Here is an 18,810-nt window from a genome sequence, read left to right on the forward strand (position 1 = left end):
GTCCACTATTCCTTTGCCCCTCAAGGCTTACTGACCTAGTCCCCCCTTCCCTTCCGCCTCAAAATCCCCCATCCTCTCGCCAACAAAACTTTGGGAAGAGTGTAATGAAGAACCTAGTTATTCTGGCAGGCGTCGCCGCGTTTGGGCTGTCGGGCTGTGTAACGCCCTCGGGCGTGGCGAACATGGATCCGAACCTGAAAACGCAGGCAACCCTGCCCCCAGAAGTGGCCGCGACCGTTGCGCCAGGGCAGGATACAAGTGACATCCGGATTGATGCCCGCGATGGCTGTTTGATGTATCGCCACAACGGCCCGGTCGAGACGACCTATATCCCGCTGCGCAACAAAAAGGGGCGCGCAATTTGCATCAAGCGCGAAGCTTGATCGCAACCTGAAAACAGAAACGGGCGGCCAGATGGGGCCGCCCGTTTTCGTTTATGGGATCCGGATCAGGCCGGATAAAGATGCGCGGTCACGCCGGTCTCGACCTGTTCGTACAGCCCGATGATATGGGCCATGACCATGCGTACGCAGCCCGAGCTGGCGCGCGAGCCGATCGACCGCGGCTGCGGCGAGCCATGGATGCGCAGATATGTGTCGCGGCGGCCCTCGTACAGATACAGCGCGCGCGATCCCAACGGGTTCGACGGACCGCCGTCCATGCCGTCCTCGTACTTCTTGTACTTGTGCGGCTCGCGCTCGATCATGTCTTTGGTCGGCGTCCAGGTCGGCCACTTGGTCTTGCGGCCAACGGTGTAGGTGCCGGGCTCGTACAGCCCGCTGCGACCGATCGCAACGCCATAGCGCATCGCCGTACCGTCACCACGAATGTGATAGAGATACCGCGCGACCGCATCGACATGGATATCACCCGGCTTCAGCCCGTCATTGGCCTGCACGATACGTGGCAGCAGGCGTGGCTTCAGACCCCACGGGTTGGACGTTATCGGATTGTAGTCAACGGGCGTCACGCGCGCGTCATAGCTGTTCCACATCGCTGGGTTCGACACCGGGCGGCGTTTGACCGCGACCGGCGCAGCAGGAGCAACGGGTTCAGGAGCCACGTCAGGCGCTGAGTTCTCTTGCGCAAACACAGGCGAAGCAATTGGGCCGGAAAACAGCGTGGCCGTCGTGATGACGAAATGGCGGCGGGTTAACATTGGCAGTCCTCGTATCAGAATGAATCACTCGTCGAACAATCCCACACTACCTACGGTGTCAGGTAAAACGAGTCAAAACCGCGTATGTTCGCGCCCTATTTCTCGATCCGGGTGAGCAGACCGAGACGGTTCAGAATGAACTGTTGCCACCGGTTCAAAGCACTCATGCGCCGGAAGAGCCCCTCGCCCTGCCCTGAATTCAGGGCGTGTTCGATCATGGACCATTGCTTCAACCGCATCGGAGATTTCGTGCGTGGGATGGTTCGCCCGGAAATGCGCGTGGCCCACTTGGATTCCCAACGCTTATACCCAATCGAGTCAAAATGAACGATGCGAAGATTGGCATCCTTCGCGATGTCCTGAGGCATGAAGCTGACTTTCTTCCCGTTGAACCAAGAAAAGTGACTGGTCATCTTGTCGGGGATCATCCCTCTGCGCACTAGGTGCTTCCCGGACATAAAACCGGTCACGCCGCGCCGGATCAAAAGCCAGTCACGCCCGTATACCAAAAGTGGCAGGACCGTGCGGCCCCAGAACCCGATGGGAAAAGGGTGCCTCTCGTAGCCGCAGCCAAATTCTTCATGGATATCGTCACCGGTACCCCAGACGGCTTCCGTGTTGCGAATGCGCACACCGCTAAATTCCTTGGGCAACTGCGCAAGCGCCGCGCCGAGAGGTTTGTCTGAAGTAACGAACTCGTCCGCATCACAGATCAGCATCCAGTCTGATTTGTTCCGCGTCATCCCATTCCGAAACGCTCCGATTTGCTTGTCCCCTAGATCAAGCTGAGAGCTGTCCGGGTACATCTTTGCCCAATAGCTACTGTCGCAGCATTCAACACTGACAGAATCGTCCTGTTGAAAGGCCTCTTGCACCGTACGGGTTTCTTCTTCGGTGCCATCGAAATACAGAAAGATATGCTCAACGCCTGCGCGTTGGTGGTGGTCTACGAACCTTTGAAGGATTGGGAGCGTTTCTCGCACCAGACTGCAGATGGAAAAGCTGTCGATCTTTTCGTCGGTCAAAGCATCATCCCGAAAATCTGTGCGCCACATGTTCGTTTCCACGCATTATACATCTACTTACAGGACCTCTAGCGACGTAGTACCCAAATTCCAACACCGTCCCACCCCAAAGTGATGGGCTTACCGCACTCAAGTCGTCTTCGATCAGTGTTAGGTTTTGCGCAGCAGTCCCAACCGCATCAACATGAACTTCTGCCAAGTGTTTACCTTATAGTAGCGGCGAAACAAATTCTGTGACTTTCCCGTTTGAAATGCGCGGTCAGCCGCCTGACCCTGGCCGATACGCGAATCCCCTAGATTGCCATTGTTGGTGCGTCCCGAAAGTCGCCCCCCCCATTTCTCTTGCCAGCGCTCCAAGCTGATTGCATCAAAATGCACCACGCGCCAATTGTGTTGTTCGCAGATCTCACTGGGGAAGTAGGGAATACGTTTCCCATCAAATTTCGAATAATGGCTATTTGAGTCTTCGGGATACGCCCCCCGACGCAAAAAGTGCTTACCCAGAGAATGCCCTGCGGTGCCCTTAACCATCTCACGCCAGTCTTTGCCGTAAACCAGCATTGGCACAATTTTGGTACGCCGCTGTTTACGCGAAAACCGAAAGCGTTCGTACGTGCAGCCAAATGGCTGCGAGATATCGTCATCTGGCCCCCAAACTGCTTCGGAGTTTTGCAGTCGCACCCCCGGGAAGCTTTCGGGAAGTTGGGCCAACGCCATCCCAATTGGTCGGTCGCCGGCAATGAATTCATCCGCGTCACAAAAGAACAGCCAGTCAGACTTGTTCAGCGCAATCGCGCCATCGCGAAGCGCAAACTGTTTTTGCTGAAGCGAGGGCACGTCCTCATCTGGATAGACCTCTTTCCAGAAGGCTTCGTCGCATCCCTTAACCGTCACAAACGCGTAAGGCTTTAGCCCTTCAGCCACGGCGTCTGAGACTTCTTTTGTATCGTCGATATACAGAAATATCTGTTCGGCTCCGGCGCGCTGGTAATGCTCTACGAATACGCGCAACACCGGCAAACTTTCACGCGCGCAGAGTATGACCGAGAAGCTATCGATACTGTCATCCTTGGCAATTTCATCGCGAAAATCAGCGGTCAACATCTTATGTCAGTCCTGCTCTTGGTGTACCTGCCGCGTTCTACCCTAGAGCGCACGGCGACCCAACACCAACTCTATCCAAAAACGAAAAAAGCCCCCACCTTGCGGCAGGGGCTTTCTGATTTCACGTCAAGCCGACGATCAAAGACCGGTCGATACGTCGATCGTGTTACCCTCTTCCAGGGTTACATAGGCTTTTTTGACGTCTTTACGCTTACCAAGCTGACCACGGAAACGCTTGACTTTACCCTTGGTGATGGTCGTGTTGACGGCTTTCACCTTCACGCCAAACAGGGTTTCAACAGCTTCCTTGATCTGCGGCTTGTTCGAGTCGATTGCGACTTCGAAAACCACGGCGCCGTTCTCCGAAGCCATGGTGGCTTTCTCGGTGATGATCGGCTTGCGGATCACGTCGTAGAGTGCAGCTTTATCGGTCATTTCAGGCGAGCCTCCAGAGCTTCGACACCTGCTTTGGTGAGCACCAGAGTGTCACGCTTGAGGATGTCATAGACGTTGGCGCCCATCGACGGCAGGATGTCCAGACCTTCGATGTTACGAGCCGCCATAGCGAACTTTTCGTTCACTTCGGCACCGTCGATAACCAGAGCGCGTTTCCAACCCAGATCCTTCACAGCTTTAGCCAGAACAGCGGTTTTGCCGTCAGCGTCAGCGGTGTCGATCACAACCAGTTCGCCAGCTTGCGCTTTGGCGGACAGGGCGTGCTTCAGACCCAGTTTACGGAATTTTTTGGTCAGGTCATGGCCGTGGCTGCGAACAACCGGGCCTTTATAAACACCACCACCACGGAAGATCGGTGCCGAACGGGCGCCGTGACGTGCGCCACCGGTGCCTTTTTGGCGATAGATCTTCTTGGTCGAGTATTTAACTTCCGACCGTGTTTTCACCTTGTGGGTACCAGCTTGCGCATTACTGCGCTGCCAGCGGACCATACGGTGCAGGATATCGGCGCGCGGCTCAAGACCGAACAGGGCCTCGTCCAGATCGACCGAACCGGCTTTTTTGCCGTCAAGTTTGATTACATCAAGTTTCATGCTTCACCACCTTCCGCAGGGGCTTCTTCAGCCGGTGCTTCGGTTGCAGCCGATTTCAGAGCAGCCGGGAACGGAACGTTCTCGGGCAGCTTCTTCTTCACGGCGTCTTTCACGGTGACCCAGCCACCTTTCGAGCCAGGGACAGCGCCCTTGATGAATACCAGGCCGCGATCGGCGTCGGTCTTCACGACTTCCAGGTTTTGAGTGGTCACACGAACCGAACCCATGTGGCCGGCCATTTTCTTGCCTTTGAAAACCTTACCGGGATCCTGACACTGACCAGTCGAACCGTGCGAACGGTGGCTGATCGAAACACCGTGTGTCGCGCGCAGACCGCCGAAGTTGTGACGCTTCATGGCACCGGCAAAGCCTTTACCAATCGAAGTGCCTGCAACGTCGACCTTCTGACCTTCAACATAGTGCTCGGCCGAGATCTCTTCGCCAACGGCGATCAGGTTTTCAGCAGGAACGCGGAATTCCACCATCTTGCGCTTAGGGGCAACGCCAGCTTTGGCGAAGTAGCCGCGCATCGGCTTCGAAGTGCGTTTTGCTTTTGCTTCACCAGCACCCAGCTGAACGGCGGTGTAACCGTCGGTCTCTTCGGTGCGGTTGGCAACAACCTGCAGGTTTTCCAGTTGAAGAACGGTCACAGGGATCTGCTTGCCGTCTTCCATGAACAAGCGGGTCATGCCCACTTTTTTCGCGATAATACCAGAGCGCATCTGTGATACCCTCCTTAGACCGAGATCTGGACGTCAACGCCAGCAGCCAGGTCGAGCTTCATCAGCGCGTCCACGGTCTGCGGGGTCGGGTCGACGATGTCGAGCAGACGCTTGTGCGTGCGGATCTCGAACTGGTCGCGGGATTTCTTGTCGATGTGAGGACCACGGAGAACCGTGAACTTCTCGATCTTGTTCGGCAGCGGGATGGGGCCGCGAACGTTTGCACCGGTCCGTTTGGCAGTGTTGACGATCTCTTGTGTGGACGCATCCAGCACACGATAGTCAAACGCCTTAAGACGGATACGAATGTTTTGACTGGTCATAGCATTCGCCCTTTCAGGCAGAGAGTTGATAGGACGACAGGAAGCTCATTCCCCCTGCCCTCGTCGAACCCCGGACAAATTCAAAAAGCGGGACCGAATCCCGCTAATAAATTCGCCGAGCGAACTCGCGCGTAGTACAGGGCGATAGACCATGTGGCAAGGGGGTAAACCCACTTTCACCCTGAAATGCAAAACGCGGCTCTCGGATGAGAACCGCGTTTCAAAACTGTATTCGAAAAGGCTTATGCCAGTTCGATGTTCACAGCCGACTCGCGACCGTCACGGCCAGCTTCAACGTCGAATGTTACTTTTTGGTCGTCAGCCAGACCGGTCAGGCCCGAACGCTCAACAGCCGAGATGTGTACAAACACGTCTTTGCCGCCAGTTTCAGGTGCGATGAAGCCGAAGCCTTTAGTAGAGTTGAACCATTTTACGGTGCCATTGGCCATATCCGTAGTCTCCTAATTAAGTTGCCGCTCGCGGAAGTGCAGCGGCCTGGCGAGGTCGGTCTGGATCGAAAGACTGAATGCCATTGTAGGAGACAGTTGGTCGAAAAAGAAAAACGTTAGCACCCGGCAAATGGGGGGCTGGGGCGCAAATTGCAATAGGTTTCTTTAGAATGAGGTGTTTTTGGCAGTTTTTCGCGGAAATCAGGTAGGCAATCGGCGCATTTCCAAGGAATAGGGGCGAATTCTATAGAATCAGCGCCCCTCAATCCGCTGCGGAACAACACATCAGCATTGCGTCATTGCGCACTGATATCCGGCCCACGCTCGTCACGGCTTCTCTATCTATGGCCCCCGAAAGGACACAACCCGCCAGTTAGGCGGGTTGCATGAGATATCGACGAACTGAGCGCCCAGTATAGTCTGTCCGCAGGATCAGAACGAGCGCATCACGCCCAGGCGAAGGTTGATACTGTCATAGTTGCTTACATATCCACCAGGCTGGCCGCCGCTATTGCGATATGCGTCATAGATGACTTCGCCAAACAGCTTGGTTGCGTCATTCAACTGGCGGCTCGTACCAAGCCCGATGGTAAGACCTTTGACGTTCCCGCTGTCGACACTGAAAGGGGAAACCGCAAAATCACCAAAGACAGCCCCGTAGCCAAGCTTGCCATAGACGTCATACTCGCCCATTTGCTGACCGACGACACCCACCACGCGCAGGTTGGCGGCCTGTTTGCACAAAGCGGGCGCCGGATTGAAACCCGAACACTCGTCGAAGTCACCATTCAATGTGATCGATGCGCTTGCTTCGTAACCGTAGAAGAAATTTCCACTGTTGATGCGGTTCCCCAGCACAACCGCGATACCCGGCACGATTTTGTCATGCTCATAATTGCCAAACGAGGGGACCTCGGAGGTTGCTTTGGAAACATCCAACGCGACACCCCAATAGCCTTCGGCCTGAGCTGCACTCGTCGCACACGCTATGCCGATCGCGGCAGCGATAGCTTTTGATTGAATTCCCATAGTCAGCCCTTCTTTTTTCCCGCCAGCAGAAAGTGCGGCCAAATTTCGTATACTTTTGAGTTAGTAATCTTTCATAGCGGAACCCATCAACACCAATCTAGGCCTCACTTAGAGGTGACCTTTGTGATGATGCAGTTTCAACACTCACTTCAGGAGGAACAGATCCCCCCTAACGCAAAACAGGGGTTCGTTCGTGCGTCCCTTACCTATCTTCTGCGCCCCTAAGCTCGCGGTGGCTTGGAGCCGCCGTCTCACCTGTCACTGTCAGAACGCCGAGCGTTCTGACTTGATGATCTTCGGCACATGTTTGAGGCGCGTCTCGATACCATAGACGTCGTACAAAAAAGGCCTCCCCTACGGGAGGCCTTTTCATATCTTCTGTATCTCTAGGCTCTCGCCCTAAGAACGCTGGGCGTTCTTAGTCGATGATCTTCGAGACAACACCCGAACCAACGGTACGGCCGCCTTCACGGATAGCGAAGCGCAGCTTCTCTTCCATGGCGATCGGAGCGATCAGTTCAACGTTGAACTTCAGGTTGTCGCCCGGCATGACCATTTCGGTGCCAGCAGGCAGCTCAACAGTACCGGTCACGTCGGTGGTACGGAAGTAGAACTGCGGACGGTAGTTCGCGAAGAACGGCGTGTGACGGCCGCCCTCTTCCTTGGTCAGGATATAGACCTCGGCTTCGAACTTGGTGTGCGGGTTAACCGAACCCGGCTTACACAGAACCTGGCCACGCTCAACAGCTTCACGGTCGATACCGCGCAGCAGAACGCCAACGTTGTCGCCTGCTTCACCGCGATCAAGCAGCTTGCGGAACATTTCAACACCGGTACAGGTGGTGGTCTGAGTGTCTTTGATACCAACGATCTCGATGGTGTCGCCAACATTCACTACGCCACGCTCAACACGGCCGGTCACAACAGTACCGCGGCCCGAGATCGAGAACACGTCTTCGATCGGCAGCAGGAAGTCGCCGTCAACCGGACGATCCGGGGTCGGGATGTACTCGTCCACAGCAGCCATCAGCTCGCGGATTTTGTCTTCACCGATTGCGTTGTCACGGCCTTCCATGGCGGCCAGCGCGGAACCCGCGATGATCGGCATGTCGTCGCCCGGGAAGTCGTATTCGTTCATCAGTTCACGAACTTCCATCTCAACCAGCTCGAGCAGCTCTTCGTCGTCTACCTGGTCAACTTTGTTCATGAAAACAACCAGTGCAGGAACGCCAACCTGACGGGCCAGCAGGATGTGCTCGCGGGTCTGAGGCATGGGGCCATCAGCTGCGTTCACAACCAGAATGCCGCCGTCCATCTGGGCCGCACCGGTGATCATGTTCTTGACGTAGTCGGCGTGGCCGGGGCAGTCAACGTGCGCATAGTGACGGTTCTCGGTCTCGTACTCAACGTGAGCAGTCGAGATGGTGATGCCGCGAGCTTTCTCTTCCGGCGCACCGTCGATCTCGTCGTATGCTTTGAAGTCACCAAAGAATTTGGTGATAGCAGCCGTCAGCGTCGTCTTGCCGTGGTCAACGTGACCGATCGTGCCGATGTTAACGTGCGGTTTACCGCGTTCAAACTTTTCCTTAGCCATGATGGCCTCCTTTTAGTGATCACGGTGCACTCATTCGCAACCGCAAATTTGCTCGGACCGAGATATGGTCCGAATATTTCGATATCTGACCGGTATTTCTCGAGGATCTTCCGGCAAAGCTCTTCTGTCACAGCACCCGACGGCAAACGCTTTACATAGGCGTTTTTACTTTTCAGAAGTTCGACCTCAGTTCCAGCGCGCTCGTTGATCGCAACCGGCACTTCGGCAATCTCTGAAAAATTGTAAATGCGGTCGAAATACTCCGGGTTATCCCCCAGAAAATAGTCCAACGGCAGCGAGTGTTTTCTGATGACGTTGCTTGCGGATTGATAATCTTCAAGTCGGTCAACGAACTCAGCCAAATCGGGCGTCAGGCTGAGTCCTTTCTTTTCTAGTTGCGCGCGCCGCTGCTGTAGTTTCTCAGGCTTATCTAGCACCTTAGATTCATAGCAGGACACAACACGGTCCACAGGATGGCGGACAACTGCAAACTTCCAGGCGTCTTTTTGCCCTTGATTTTTCAGCTTCCGAAACGGCACGGAGTCGACGACCCCGTGCAGAGTTTTACCGTCCTTTGCAAGCTCGGTTTCTTTGAAAGGCTTTCCATACTCCACCTTCACACAGAAGGCTTTCAATGCCGAACAGGCGCATTTCGGCACCGAGGCATAGAGAATATTTGAGCGTTCCAAATACATCGAAGCGACCTCGAATTAGGCGAATTTCGCCTGAATTTCATCCGAGATGTTCTGCGGAACCGGATCGTAATGCGAGAACTGCATCGTGAACTGCGCACGGCCCGAAGACATCGAGCGCAGCGTGTTGATGTAGCCGAACATGTTGGCCAGCGGTACGTTGGCGTCAATTGCCACAGCGTTGCCGCGCGGCTCTTGACCCGACACCTGACCGCGACGCGAGGTCAAATCGCCGATGATACCACCGGTGTATTCCTCGGGCGTGATCACTTCCACTTTCATGATCGGCTCAAGCAGCTTGGCGCCAGCCAAACGCATACCTTCGCGCATACACATACGTGCAGCGATTTCGAAGGCCAGAACCGACGAGTCAACGTCGTGGAACTTACCGTCGTTCAAGGCAACCTTGAAGTCGATCACGGGGAAGCCAGCCAAGGGGCCGCTATCCATAACCGAGTTGATGCCTTTTTCAACACCGGGGATGTATTCCTTCGGAACAGCACCACCAACGATGCGGCTTTCGAACGAATAGCCTTCGCCCGCTTCAGTCGGCATGATTTCCATTTTGACTTCAGCGTACTGACCCGAACCACCCGACTGTTTCTTGTGGGTGTAGGTGTGCTCGATCGCCTTCGAGATGGTCTCGCGATAAGCAACCTGCGGCGCACCAATGTTGGCTTCCACTTTGAATTCGCGCTTCAGACGGTCCACCAGGATGTCCAGGTGAAGTTCGCCCATGCCCTTCATGATGGTCTGACCGCTTTCGATGTCAGTTTCCACACGGAACGAGGGGTCTTCAGCAGCCAGACGGCCCAGACCTTGCGACATCTTCTCTTGGTCAGCCTTGGTTTTCGGCTCGACCGCGATCTCGATGACGGGATCAGGGAAAGTCATGGTTTCCAGAACCACCGGATCGTTAACGGCACAGATCGTGTCGCCAGTGGTGGTGTCTTTCAGACCAGCCAGAGCGATAATGTCGCCAGCGAACGCTTCCGTGATTTCTTCACGATCGTTCGAGTGCATCATCATCATACGGCCAACGCGCTCTTTCTTACCTTTGGTCGAGTTCAAAAGCGTGTCGCCTTTGTTCAGGACACCCGAGTAAACGCGGGTAAAGGTCAGCGAGCCAACGAAGGGGTCGTTCATGATTTTGAACGCCAGAGCCGAGAAGGCCATGTCGTCATCAGCACGACGTGCGATGTTACGCTCTTCGTTCTCGTCGCCCGGCTTGAAGCCCATGTAATCAACAACGTCCAGCGGGCTGGGCAGATAGTCGATCACAGCGTTCAGAAGCGGCTGAACACCTTTGTTTTTGAAGGCCGAACCACCCAGAACCGGAACGAAGTCCAGCGCCAGAGTACCCTTACGCAGTAGTGCGCGCAGGGTTGGGACGTCAGGCTCGTTGCCTTCCAGATAGGCTTCCATGGCGTCGTCGTCTTGTTCGACGGCGGCTTCGATCATCTTCTCGCGCCACTCGTTGGCCATGTCCTGCAGGCTTTCGCGGATCGGAACACGAATCCACGATGCACCAAGGTCTTCACCCTGCCACAGCCATTCTTCCATGTTCACCAGGTCGATCAGACCTTCCAGCTCGGTTTCAGCACCGATCGGAATGCCAACCGGTACAGCGCGGGCGCCAGTACGGTCTTCGATCATTGCAACACAGTTGAAGAAGTCAGCGCCGATTTTGTCCATCTTGTTGACGAACACCATACGCGGAACCTTGTAGCGGTCAGCCTGACGCCACACGGTTTCGGTCTGGGGCTCAACACCAGCGTTGGCGTCAAGAACACAAACAGCACCATCGAGAACCGCCAGCGAACGCTCAACTTCAATGGTGAAGTCAACGTGGCCGGGAGTGTCGATGATGTTCATGCGGTGCTTAGGCGTCTGAGCGGTTTCACCGTCTTCGGTGCGTTCCCAGAAGGTGGTCGTCGCAGCCGAGGTGATGGTGATCCCGCGTTCCTGCTCCTGCTCCATCCAGTCCATGGTGGCTGCACCATCGTGCACCTCACCGATGTTGTGGGATTTGCCGGTGTAGTACAGGATACGCTCGGAGCAGGTGGTTTTACCTGCGTCGATGTGAGCCATAATACCGAAGTTGCGGTACAGCTCGAGCGGATATTCGCGTGCCATGGTGTTCGTCCTTCCTTGGCGTTACCAGCGGTAATGGCTGAACGCTTTGTTCGCGTCGGCCATTTTGTGAGTGTCTTCGCGTTTCTTAACGGCAGTACCGCGCGAGTTCACAGCATCCAGAAGTTCGCCTGCAAGACGTTCTTCCATGGTGTTCTCGTTGCGCTTGCGCGCAGCGGTGATCAGCCAGCGGATTGCCAGAGCTTCGCGACGCTCGGGGCGAACTTCGACCGGCACCTGATAGGTGGCACCACCCACACGGCGCGAGCGAACTTCAACAGAAGGCTTAATGTTATCAAGCGCTTCGTGGAACACTTCCACGGGGGCACGCTTGATTTTTTCTTCAACGCGATCAAAGGCGTTGTAGACGATTTTCTCTGCAACCGATTTTTTACCATCGATCATCAGGTTGTTCATGAATTTGGTCAGAACCAGATCACCAAACTTGGCATCGGGCAGGACCTGGCGCTTCTCAGCGGCGTGACGACGAGACATATCTGACTCTCCTTACTTCGGACGCTTGGCGCCGTATTTCGAACGACGTTGCTTACGGTCTTTGACGCCCTGGGTATCCAACACACCACGCAGGATGTGGTAACGGACACCCGGAAGGTCTTTTACACGACCGCCACGGATCAGAACCACAGAGTGCTCCTGAAGGTTGTGGCTTTCACCGGGGATGTAGGAGATGACCTCGAAGCCGTTGGTCAGGCGAACCTTCGCAACTTTACGCATAGCCGAGTTCGGCTTTTTAGGGGTCGTGGTGTAAACGCGGGTACATACACCGCGCTTTTGGGGGCAAGATTCCAGGTGCTGCGACTTGGAACGCTTGACTTTGGGCTGACGCGGCTTGCGGATCAGCTGTTGGATCGTTGGCATAGGGCTCTTTTCCCGTTTCTCAACTCAGTCTACGCAGGGAAACCCCCACGCGGTTAAATCTGTTTCGCGTTTCAGGATTGTGACAACCCACAAAACGAAAACCCGCGAGCGTTTCCATTCCGAGGCAAACGTCGCGGTTGGTTCACAGAGGATCGGCGCTTCAAAGTAGCCCGAACTTGATCCCTCAATTCTTGGATAGCCGGGTTAAACCCAGCTGGATGCTCGCGCGTATAGAGGGAGTCGCTGGTACTGTCAACAGCGGGCCCTCTGCATTGCGGCGCGGCTGGCCCCCTTGTAGGCTGCCGAAAGCCGATTGTCCAATACCGGGAGTTTCAGATGAAGGGCACCTTATTGCTGGCCTGCATGCGAAACGAAGGCGCGTTCGTACTGGAATGGTTGGCTTGGAACCGGATGCTCGGGTTCGAGAAATTCCTGATCATGCACAACGATTGCACTGATCGGATGCCGCAGCTTTTACGGCTACTCGAACGTCACGACATTCTGGCTGCAAAGCGTCATCACCCCCAACCCAATGAAACCCCTTTGGGGTCCGCCTATAAGGCGGCGCGCTCGCATCCGTTTCTGAAGCAATGCGACTGGATGTTTTCCTGTGATGTGGACGAGTATCTGGTGATCCGCAAAGGAAATGGAACCATTGACGAGCTGATCGGAAATGGTGCGGAAGACCGGTTTCGCGGAATGTCCATTCACTGGCTGGTTTACGGCACAGGGGACGAGGATCAATGGGAAGACCGCTTTGTCCACCAGCGTTTCCTGAAAAGTGCGCCAGAAAAGGCCCGCCAGAACAACTGCGTCAAAAGCTTCGTCTACAAGCCGTTGGAGTTTGGGCGCCTGCGCTCGCACGCGCCGAAATTTTGGCGTGGTGAGGGATCGTGGGACACCGGCAGCAATCACTGGGTCTTCTCGGACGAAAGTTGGTTCGAGGATTACCATCCAACCAAGAATGCTTTGAACGGATCACACCACAAACTGATCACCCATAAAGTTGCGCATCTGAACCACTATATCCTGCAAACGAAAGAACAGTTCACCTTCAAGAAGGGAAGCCCCGGTTCCGCCGGGTCGGTCAATCGCTATACGGATGATTTCTTCGACCGGTTCAATCACGTCAGTGTCGCGAACCCCTCCACGCTGGCATTCAAGGATCGCTTCGATACGGAATATGCCAAGCTTGTTGCCATCCCGGGCGTGCTACGGCTGCACCATCTATGCTGCGCCGATCTGGTGAAAGCGATGTGTGCCAAACGCGAAGATGATCACCGCTTGGATCCGCGCTTTGTATATCACAAGGATATGGCCCAAAGCCTTCCCAAGCCCGAGCCGCGGGACCAGTCGGCCTAGCGTGATTACTGTCGCGCCGCTTTACGTTCGCGAAACAGAGTGAAAAGGCCGGTTCCCACAACGATCGCTGCACCGATCAAAGTCAGATCGTTTGGCCATTCATTGAACAATACCAGCCCAAGAACCAGCGCCCACAGAAGGCCCGTATAGCGGAATGGCGCGGCAAATGCGATGTCGCCCACCCGCATCACCATGACCGAGAAGAGATAGCCCAAGAAGATGAAAAAAGCGGCCAAAGTCAGCATCGACGCCGACAGACCATCAACCGGGGCCCATTCCACGCCAACTGACGCCACGCCAAATCCGATGGTGATCGAGATCGCCGCCATGATCGCCACGGTCATCGAGGGCGTTTCGGGCGACAGCTTTCGCACCACCAGATCGCGGAAGGTGATGAACACAACCGCGGCCAGCGCATAAAGCGACCAGACCGAGAACCCCGCGCCGGGTTGGATGATTAGAAGCACGCCGACGAACCCGACGCCGATGGCTGCCAGACGCCGCCAGCCTAATGGTTCGGACAGAAACGCCCAAGCAGCGAGAGCAATCACCAGCGGCAACACCTGTAAGATCGCCGTGACATTGGCGATGGGCATGTGAAACAGCGCCGTAAGAAAGCAATAAGTTGCCCCCATTTCTCCGACGCAGCGCAGTCCGATCAGCTTCCATTCCCGCCTAGACAGGTTGAAGCGCATCGTTCCCAGATAACGCCCCAAAACATAAAGCAGCACACAGGTCACAACACCGCGCAAGAACACTGCCTGCTCAAGCGGCATCGTTGCCGACAACACTTTCATACAGGCGTCGTTGAACGTGTAGCCGGCCATCGAACCGGTCATCAGCGCAGCTGCTTTGAAATTGTCCGAAGGCATGATCGGGAAATGTCCTTGAAAGCGTTCAGCCACCTAATCAGCGTTTCCCAAACAGGCCAAGCCAAAAAAGAAAAACCCCGCACGAGGCGGGGCTTTCCAAATCTTATGTCAGCGCTGATCAGGGCTGTTCGCCGCCACCCATTTCGGGGGTTTCGACCAGACCCAGATCGTCTTCGGGCGCATCGCCGAACACGTCCTCGACCGGAGCAGCCAAAGCGGCGGCTGCCTCGGCCTCGGCGCGGGCTTCTTCGATCACCTTCTGGTCGCGCTTCTGCGCGATGGCGCGAACCTGCTGGGTTGCCCCACCAGTACCGGCCGGGATCAGACGACCCACGATCACGTTCTCTTTCAGGCCAACCAGCTTGTCGCGCTTACCCTGAACCGAAGCCTCGGTCAGAACGCGGGTGGTTTCCTGGAACGACGCAGCCGAGATGAACGAACGGGTCTGCAGCGAAGCCTTGGTGATCCCCAGAAGGATCGGCTCGGCCGAGGCCAGACGACGCCCTTCGGCGGCGGCTTTTTCGTTCGCGGCCATGAACTCGGCCTTATCCACGTGTTCGCCTTTCAGCAGTGTGGTTTCACCCGAGTCCAAGATCTCCCACTTCTGCAGCATCTGGCGAACGATCACTTCGATGTGCTTGTCGTTGATCTTCACGCCCTGCAGACGATAAACGTCCTGAACTTCGTCGATCATGTAATCGGCCAGAGCTTCAACACCCATAATGGACAGGATGTCATGCGGTGCCGGGTTACCGTCCATCAGGTATTCACCCTTCTGGATGAAGTCCCCTTCTGCAACTGGGATGTGTTTGCCTTTGGGCACCATGTATTCCACGGTTTCCATCGACTCATCCGCAGGCTCGATCGAGATGCGACGCTTGTTCTTATAGTCGCGGCCGAAGCGCACATAACCATCGATTTCAGCGATGATTGCGTGATCTTTCGGACGACGCGCTTCAAAGAGTTCAGCAACACGTGGCAGACCACCGGTAATGTCCTTGGTCTTGGCGCCTTCACGCGGGATACGCGCAATAACGTCACCAGCTTTGACGTCCGAGCTTTCCTCGACCGACAAAATGGCGTCCACGGACATGGTGTAGGTCACCGGGTTGCCCGCATCATTGCGGACCGGTTCGCCATCTTCAGCCACCAAGATCACTTCGGGCTTCAGCTCGTTGCCTTTCGGCGCCGAACGCCAGTCCGACACGATCTTCTGTGTCATACCAGTTGCGTCATCGGTTTCGTCACGCACCGAGATACCGCTGATCAGGTCGACGAACTTAACCTTACCGTCCTTTTCAGCAATCATCGGCAGTGTGAACGGGTCCCATTCGAACAGCTTGTCGCCGCGGGCCACATCAGCACCGTCTTTGACGAACAGTTTCGAACCGTAGCCGATTTTGAACGACGCACGCTCTTCACCGTTGTCGCCCATGATCGCCATAACCATGTTGCGGCCCATAACGACGATCTCGCCGTCACGGTTCTCAAGCACCGTCGCATTGCGATACTCGATCTTGCCTTCTTGGTTGGCTTCTTGGAACGACTGCTGGCCACCTTGCGCAACACCACCAATGTGGAACGTACGCATGGTCAGCTGCGTGCCGGGTTCACCGATCGACTGTGCAGCAATAATGCCGACAGCTTCACCGATGTTCACCTTGGTACCGCGGGCCAGGTCACGACCATAGCAGTTGGCGCAGACGCCTTCTTCGCTTTCACAGGTCAGCGGGCTGCGGATGCGGATGGCGGTATGGCCAGCATCTTCCACAGCATCAGCTTTGCGTTCGTCGATGATCTCGTTCTTGGCGACCAGAACTTCTTCTGTGCCCGGAACCAGTACATCTTCAGCAGCAACGCGACCCAGAATACGTTCGGCCAACGAGGCGACAACTTCACCGTCGTTCACAGCAGCTTCAGCCGTGATCGAGTTTTCGGTGCCACAGTCCTGCTCGCGAACGATGCAATCCTGTGCCACGTCAACCAGACGACGGGTCAGGTAACCCGAGTTCGCGGTTTTCAGAGCGGTATCCGACAGACCCTTACGGGCACCGTGGGTCGAGTTGAAGTACTCAAGCACGGTCAGACCTTCTTTAAAGTTCGAGATAATCGGTGTTTCGATAATCTCGCCCGAAGGTTTGGCCATCAGGCCGCGCATGCCGCCCAGCTGTTTCATCTGCGTAACCGAGCCACGCGCACCCGAGTGGGCCATCATGTAAACCGAGTTCGGTTCCATTTCCGAGCCATCTTCAGCGCGCTTGTTGGACGAGATGGTGTCCATCATAGCGTCGGTGACTTTGTCGTTACATTTCGACCAAGCATCGACAACTTTGTTGTACTTCTCGCCCAAGGTGATCAGGCCGTCCATGTACTGCTGTTCGAACCCTTTAACCTGATTGCGGGTTTCATCCACGATCGGCCACTTGGAGTCCGGAATAACCATGTCGTCCTTACCGAACGAGATGCCAGCCTTGAACGCTTCTTTGAAGCCCATCGACATGATCTGGTCACAGAAGATAACCGACTCTTTCTGACCGCAATAACGATAGACGGTGTCGATGACCTGCTGCACTTCTTTCTTACGCAGAAGACGGTTCACCAGAGCGAACGGCGCCTTGTTGTTCTGCGGCAGAAGCGCGCCCAGACGGATACGGCCCGGCGTGGTTTCAAAGCGAACCATGACGGTGTTACCCTCTTCGTCTACCTGAGGCAGACGCGCCTGAACTTTGGCGTGCAGATGCACTTCGCCAGCGTCCAAAGCGTGGATCACTTCGTCCACGTCGGAGAAGACCATGCCTTCACCCTTCATGCCTTCGCGTTCCATCGAGATGTAGTACAGACCCAAGATCATATCCTGCGACGGAACGATGATCGGTGCGCCGTTTGCGGGCGACAGAACGTTGTTCGTCGACATCATCAGGACACGGGCTTCCAGCTGGGCTTCCAGCGAGAGCGGCACGTGAACAGCCATCTGGTCACCGTCGAAGTCAGCGTTGAACGCCGAACAGACAAGCGGATGCAGCTGAATAGCTTTACCTTCGATCAGAACCGGTTCGAACGCCTGAATGCCAAGACGGTGCAGCGTAGGTGCACGGTTCAGCATGACCGGGTGTTCGCGGATCACTTCGTCCAAGATATCCCAAACTTCGGGACGCTCTTTTTCCACCAGTTTCTTGGCTTGCTTCACGGTGGAAGACAGGCCTTTGGCTTCAAGACGCGAATAGATGAACGGCTTGAACAGCTCGAGCGCCATCTTCTTCGGCAGACCACATTGGTGCAGCTTCAGTTCCGGGCCGGTCACAATGACCGAACGACCCGAGAAGTCGACGCGCTTACCCAAAAGGTTTTGACGGAAGCGACCCTGCTTACCTTTCAGCATGTCCGACAGCGATTTCAGCGGACGCTTGTTGGCGCCGGTGATTACGCGGCCACGACGGCCATTGTCGAACAGAGCATCCACGGATTCCTGCAGCATCCGCTTTTCGTTGCGGACGATGATGTCAGGGGCGCGCAGCTCGATCAGACGCTTCAGACGGTTGTTCCGGTTGATCACGCGGCGATACAGATCGTTCAGATCCGAGGTCGCGAAACGGCCACCGTCCAGCGGCACCAGCGGGCGCAGCTCTGGCGGGATCACGGGGATCACGGTCAGGATCATCCATTCCGGGCGGTTGCCCGATTCAATGAACGACTCTACGATCTTCAAACGCTTGATGATCTTCTTGGGCTTCAGTTCACCGGTGGCTTCGGCCAGATCAGCGCGCAGCTGCTCGGCTTCGGCTTCCAGATCAATCGCGGCCAGCATTTCGCGGATGGCTTCAGCACCGATATTGGCGGTGAAGGCGTCCATGCCGAACGTATCCTGGGCGTCCATGAACTCTTCTTCGGTCATCAGCTGACCATACTGAAGGTCCGTCAGGCCCGGCTCGATCACAACGTAGTTTTCGAAGTACAGGATGCGTTCCAGATCACGCAGGGTCATGTCCAGCATGAGGCCGATGCGCGACGGCAGCGACTTCAGGAACCAGATGTGAGCGACAGGGGCTGCCAGCTCGATATGGCCCATACGCTCGCGGCGTACTTTCTGAAGGGTAACTTCAACACCACATTTCTCGCAGACAACGCCGCGATACTTCATGCGCTTATATTTGCCGCACAGACATTCGTAGTCTTTGACCGGGCCAAAGATACGGGCACAGAACAGGCCGTCACGCTCGGGCTTGAAGGTACGATAGTTGATGGTCTCGGGCTTTTTGATCTCGCCATAGGACCACGAAAGGATCCGTTCCGGGCTGGCGAGCGAGACTTTGATTTCATCAAAGACCTTCGGAGCGGCCAGCGGGTTGAACGGGTTTGTTGTCAGTTCCTGGTTCATTTTGCGTTTCCTTTAATCAGGGGAAGGGTGGGAGGGGTAAGGC

18 protein-coding genes are annotated in these 18,810 nt (G+C 55.7%); 2 read left to right on the forward strand and 16 right to left on the reverse strand.

Going from position 1 to position 18,810, the window contains the following annotated elements; all coding sequences use genetic code 11:
- Window positions 1–104: 104 nt before the first annotated feature.
- Window positions 105–383 carry a hypothetical protein gene (locus ALP8811_RS12245; RefSeq protein ID WP_108857559.1) on the forward strand — a complete coding sequence of 93 codons (279 nt, stop codon included), beginning with the start codon at window positions 105–107 and terminating at the stop codon, window positions 381–383.
- 65 nt (window positions 384–448) lie between these two features.
- Here ALP8811_RS12245 and ALP8811_RS12250 read toward each other — a convergent pair whose 3' ends face one another.
- The 14 genes from ALP8811_RS12250 to rpsL form a co-directional block, all read right to left on the reverse strand.
- Window positions 449–1,159 (reverse strand): L,D-transpeptidase, encoded by a 711-nt coding sequence (locus ALP8811_RS12250; protein ID WP_108857560.1) that lies wholly within the window; start codon window positions 1,157–1,159, stop codon window positions 449–451.
- Window positions 1,160–1,254: 95 nt separating this feature from the next.
- A complete protein-coding gene (locus tag ALP8811_RS12255) occupies window positions 1,255–2,214 on the reverse strand; it encodes a glycosyltransferase family 2 protein (RefSeq protein WP_108857561.1) in 960 nt (319 codons plus the stop codon).
- A 120-nt stretch (window positions 2,215–2,334) separates the two neighbouring features.
- Complete coding sequence (locus tag ALP8811_RS12260) at window positions 2,335–3,288, reverse strand: glycosyltransferase family 2 protein (protein WP_108857562.1); 954 nt, start codon at window positions 3,286–3,288, stop codon at window positions 2,335–2,337.
- Between the two features lie 138 nt (window positions 3,289–3,426).
- The gene (locus tag ALP8811_RS12265; RefSeq protein ID WP_108857563.1) at window positions 3,427–3,723 is read right to left on the reverse strand and encodes a 50S ribosomal protein L23; all 297 of its coding nucleotides are present in this window, start codon (window positions 3,721–3,723) and stop codon (window positions 3,427–3,429) included.
- Window positions 3,720–4,337 carry a 50S ribosomal protein L4 gene (rplD, locus tag ALP8811_RS12270; RefSeq protein WP_108857564.1) on the reverse strand — a complete coding sequence of 206 codons (618 nt, stop codon included), beginning with the start codon at window positions 4,335–4,337 and terminating at the stop codon, window positions 3,720–3,722. Before rplD ends, ALP8811_RS12265 begins: the two co-directional genes overlap by 4 nt.
- Window positions 4,334–5,059 (reverse strand): 50S ribosomal protein L3, encoded by a 726-nt coding sequence (gene rplC / locus ALP8811_RS12275; protein WP_108857565.1) that lies wholly within the window; start codon window positions 5,057–5,059, stop codon window positions 4,334–4,336. The genes rplD and rplC overlap by 4 nt, the downstream gene beginning before the upstream one ends.
- A gap of 14 nt (window positions 5,060–5,073) precedes the next feature.
- Window positions 5,074–5,382, reverse strand: a complete 309-nt coding sequence (gene rpsJ / locus ALP8811_RS12280) for a 30S ribosomal protein S10 (protein ID WP_108857566.1) — start codon at window positions 5,380–5,382, stop codon at window positions 5,074–5,076.
- A gap of 242 nt (window positions 5,383–5,624) precedes the next feature.
- Entirely contained in the window at window positions 5,625–5,831 is a 207-nt protein-coding gene (locus ALP8811_RS12285; RefSeq protein ID WP_108857567.1) for a cold-shock protein, read from the reverse strand.
- 432 nt (window positions 5,832–6,263) lie between these two features.
- A complete protein-coding gene (locus tag ALP8811_RS12290) occupies window positions 6,264–6,902 on the reverse strand; it encodes an outer membrane beta-barrel protein (RefSeq protein WP_146184024.1) in 639 nt (212 codons plus the stop codon).
- A 376-nt stretch (window positions 6,903–7,278) separates the two neighbouring features.
- On the reverse strand, window positions 7,279–8,454 hold the full coding sequence (gene tuf, locus ALP8811_RS12295) for an elongation factor Tu (RefSeq protein WP_108857569.1): 1,176 nt from the start codon (window positions 8,452–8,454) through the stop codon (window positions 7,279–7,281).
- Window positions 8,370–9,149, reverse strand: coding sequence for a sulfotransferase family 2 domain-containing protein (locus ALP8811_RS12300; RefSeq protein ID WP_108857570.1), 780 nt, complete (start codon window positions 9,147–9,149; stop codon window positions 8,370–8,372). Before ALP8811_RS12300 ends, tuf begins: the two co-directional genes overlap by 85 nt.
- 15 nt (window positions 9,150–9,164) lie before the next feature.
- The gene (fusA, locus tag ALP8811_RS12305; protein WP_108857571.1) at window positions 9,165–11,282 is read right to left on the reverse strand and encodes an elongation factor G; all 2,118 of its coding nucleotides are present in this window, start codon (window positions 11,280–11,282) and stop codon (window positions 9,165–9,167) included.
- A 21-nt stretch (window positions 11,283–11,303) separates the two neighbouring features.
- Window positions 11,304–11,774, reverse strand: a complete 471-nt coding sequence (rpsG, locus tag ALP8811_RS12310) for a 30S ribosomal protein S7 (RefSeq protein WP_108857572.1) — start codon at window positions 11,772–11,774, stop codon at window positions 11,304–11,306.
- Window positions 11,775–11,786: 12 nt separating this feature from the next.
- A complete protein-coding gene (rpsL, locus tag ALP8811_RS12315) occupies window positions 11,787–12,158 on the reverse strand; it encodes a 30S ribosomal protein S12 (RefSeq protein WP_008182915.1) in 372 nt (123 codons plus the stop codon).
- 336 nt (window positions 12,159–12,494) lie between these two features.
- Here rpsL and ALP8811_RS12320 point away from each other — a divergent pair, with 336 nt between their 5' ends.
- On the forward strand, window positions 12,495–13,520 hold the full coding sequence (locus ALP8811_RS12320) for a glycosyltransferase family 2 protein (protein ID WP_108857573.1): 1,026 nt from the start codon (window positions 12,495–12,497) through the stop codon (window positions 13,518–13,520).
- Between the two features lie 5 nt (window positions 13,521–13,525).
- Here ALP8811_RS12320 and ALP8811_RS12325 read toward each other — a convergent pair whose 3' ends face one another.
- Both ALP8811_RS12325 and rpoC read right to left on the reverse strand, forming a co-directional pair.
- Window positions 13,526–14,392 (reverse strand): DMT family transporter, encoded by an 867-nt coding sequence (locus ALP8811_RS12325; RefSeq protein WP_108857574.1) that lies wholly within the window; start codon window positions 14,390–14,392, stop codon window positions 13,526–13,528.
- A gap of 118 nt (window positions 14,393–14,510) precedes the next feature.
- Window positions 14,511–18,767 (reverse strand): DNA-directed RNA polymerase subunit beta', encoded by a 4,257-nt coding sequence (gene rpoC / locus ALP8811_RS12330; protein WP_108857575.1) that lies wholly within the window; start codon window positions 18,765–18,767, stop codon window positions 14,511–14,513.
- Between the last annotated feature and the right edge of the window lie 43 nt (window positions 18,768–18,810).

Source organism: Aliiroseovarius pelagivivens, assembly GCF_900302485.1.
Classification (GTDB): Bacteria; Pseudomonadota; Alphaproteobacteria; order Rhodobacterales; family Rhodobacteraceae; genus Aliiroseovarius; species Aliiroseovarius pelagivivens.

Excerpts from the sequence above, each read along its gene's own strand:
- ALP8811_RS12255 (WP_108857561.1), bottom strand. The coding sequence starts at position 2,214 with ATGTGGCGCACAGATTTTCGGGATGATGCTTTGACCGACGAAAAGATC.
- rpsJ (WP_108857566.1), bottom strand. The coding sequence starts at position 5,382 with ATGACCAGTCAAAACATTCGTATCCGTCTTAAGGCGTTTGACTATCGT.
- rpsG (WP_108857572.1), bottom strand. The coding sequence starts at position 11,774 with ATGTCTCGTCGTCACGCCGCTGAGAAGCGCCAGGTCCTGCCCGATGCC.
- rpsL (WP_008182915.1), bottom strand. The coding sequence starts at position 12,158 with ATGCCAACGATCCAACAGCTGATCCGCAAGCCGCGTCAGCCCAAAGTC.
- rplC (WP_108857565.1), bottom strand. The coding sequence starts at position 5,059 with ATGCGCTCTGGTATTATCGCGAAAAAAGTGGGCATGACCCGCTTGTTC.
- ALP8811_RS12245 (WP_108857559.1), top strand. The coding sequence starts at position 105 with ATGAAGAACCTAGTTATTCTGGCAGGCGTCGCCGCGTTTGGGCTGTCG.
- ALP8811_RS12250 (WP_108857560.1), bottom strand. The coding sequence starts at position 1,159 with ATGTTAACCCGCCGCCATTTCGTCATCACGACGGCCACGCTGTTTTCC.
- rplD (WP_108857564.1), bottom strand. The coding sequence starts at position 4,337 with ATGAAACTTGATGTAATCAAACTTGACGGCAAAAAAGCCGGTTCGGTC.
- fusA (WP_108857571.1), bottom strand. The coding sequence starts at position 11,282 with ATGGCACGCGAATATCCGCTCGAGCTGTACCGCAACTTCGGTATTATG.
- ALP8811_RS12265 (WP_108857563.1), bottom strand. The coding sequence starts at position 3,723 with ATGACCGATAAAGCTGCACTCTACGACGTGATCCGCAAGCCGATCATC.
- tuf (WP_108857569.1), bottom strand. The coding sequence starts at position 8,454 with ATGGCTAAGGAAAAGTTTGAACGCGGTAAACCGCACGTTAACATCGGC.
- ALP8811_RS12260 (WP_108857562.1), bottom strand. The coding sequence starts at position 3,288 with ATGTTGACCGCTGATTTTCGCGATGAAATTGCCAAGGATGACAGTATC.
- ALP8811_RS12320 (WP_108857573.1), top strand. The coding sequence starts at position 12,495 with ATGAAGGGCACCTTATTGCTGGCCTGCATGCGAAACGAAGGCGCGTTC.
- ALP8811_RS12300 (WP_108857570.1), bottom strand. The coding sequence starts at position 9,149 with ATGTATTTGGAACGCTCAAATATTCTCTATGCCTCGGTGCCGAAATGC.
- rpoC (WP_108857575.1), bottom strand. The coding sequence starts at position 18,767 with ATGAACCAGGAACTGACAACAAACCCGTTCAACCCGCTGGCCGCTCCG.
- ALP8811_RS12325 (WP_108857574.1), bottom strand. The coding sequence starts at position 14,392 with ATGCCTTCGGACAATTTCAAAGCAGCTGCGCTGATGACCGGTTCGATG.
- ALP8811_RS12285 (WP_108857567.1), bottom strand. The coding sequence starts at position 5,831 with ATGGCCAATGGCACCGTAAAATGGTTCAACTCTACTAAAGGCTTCGGC.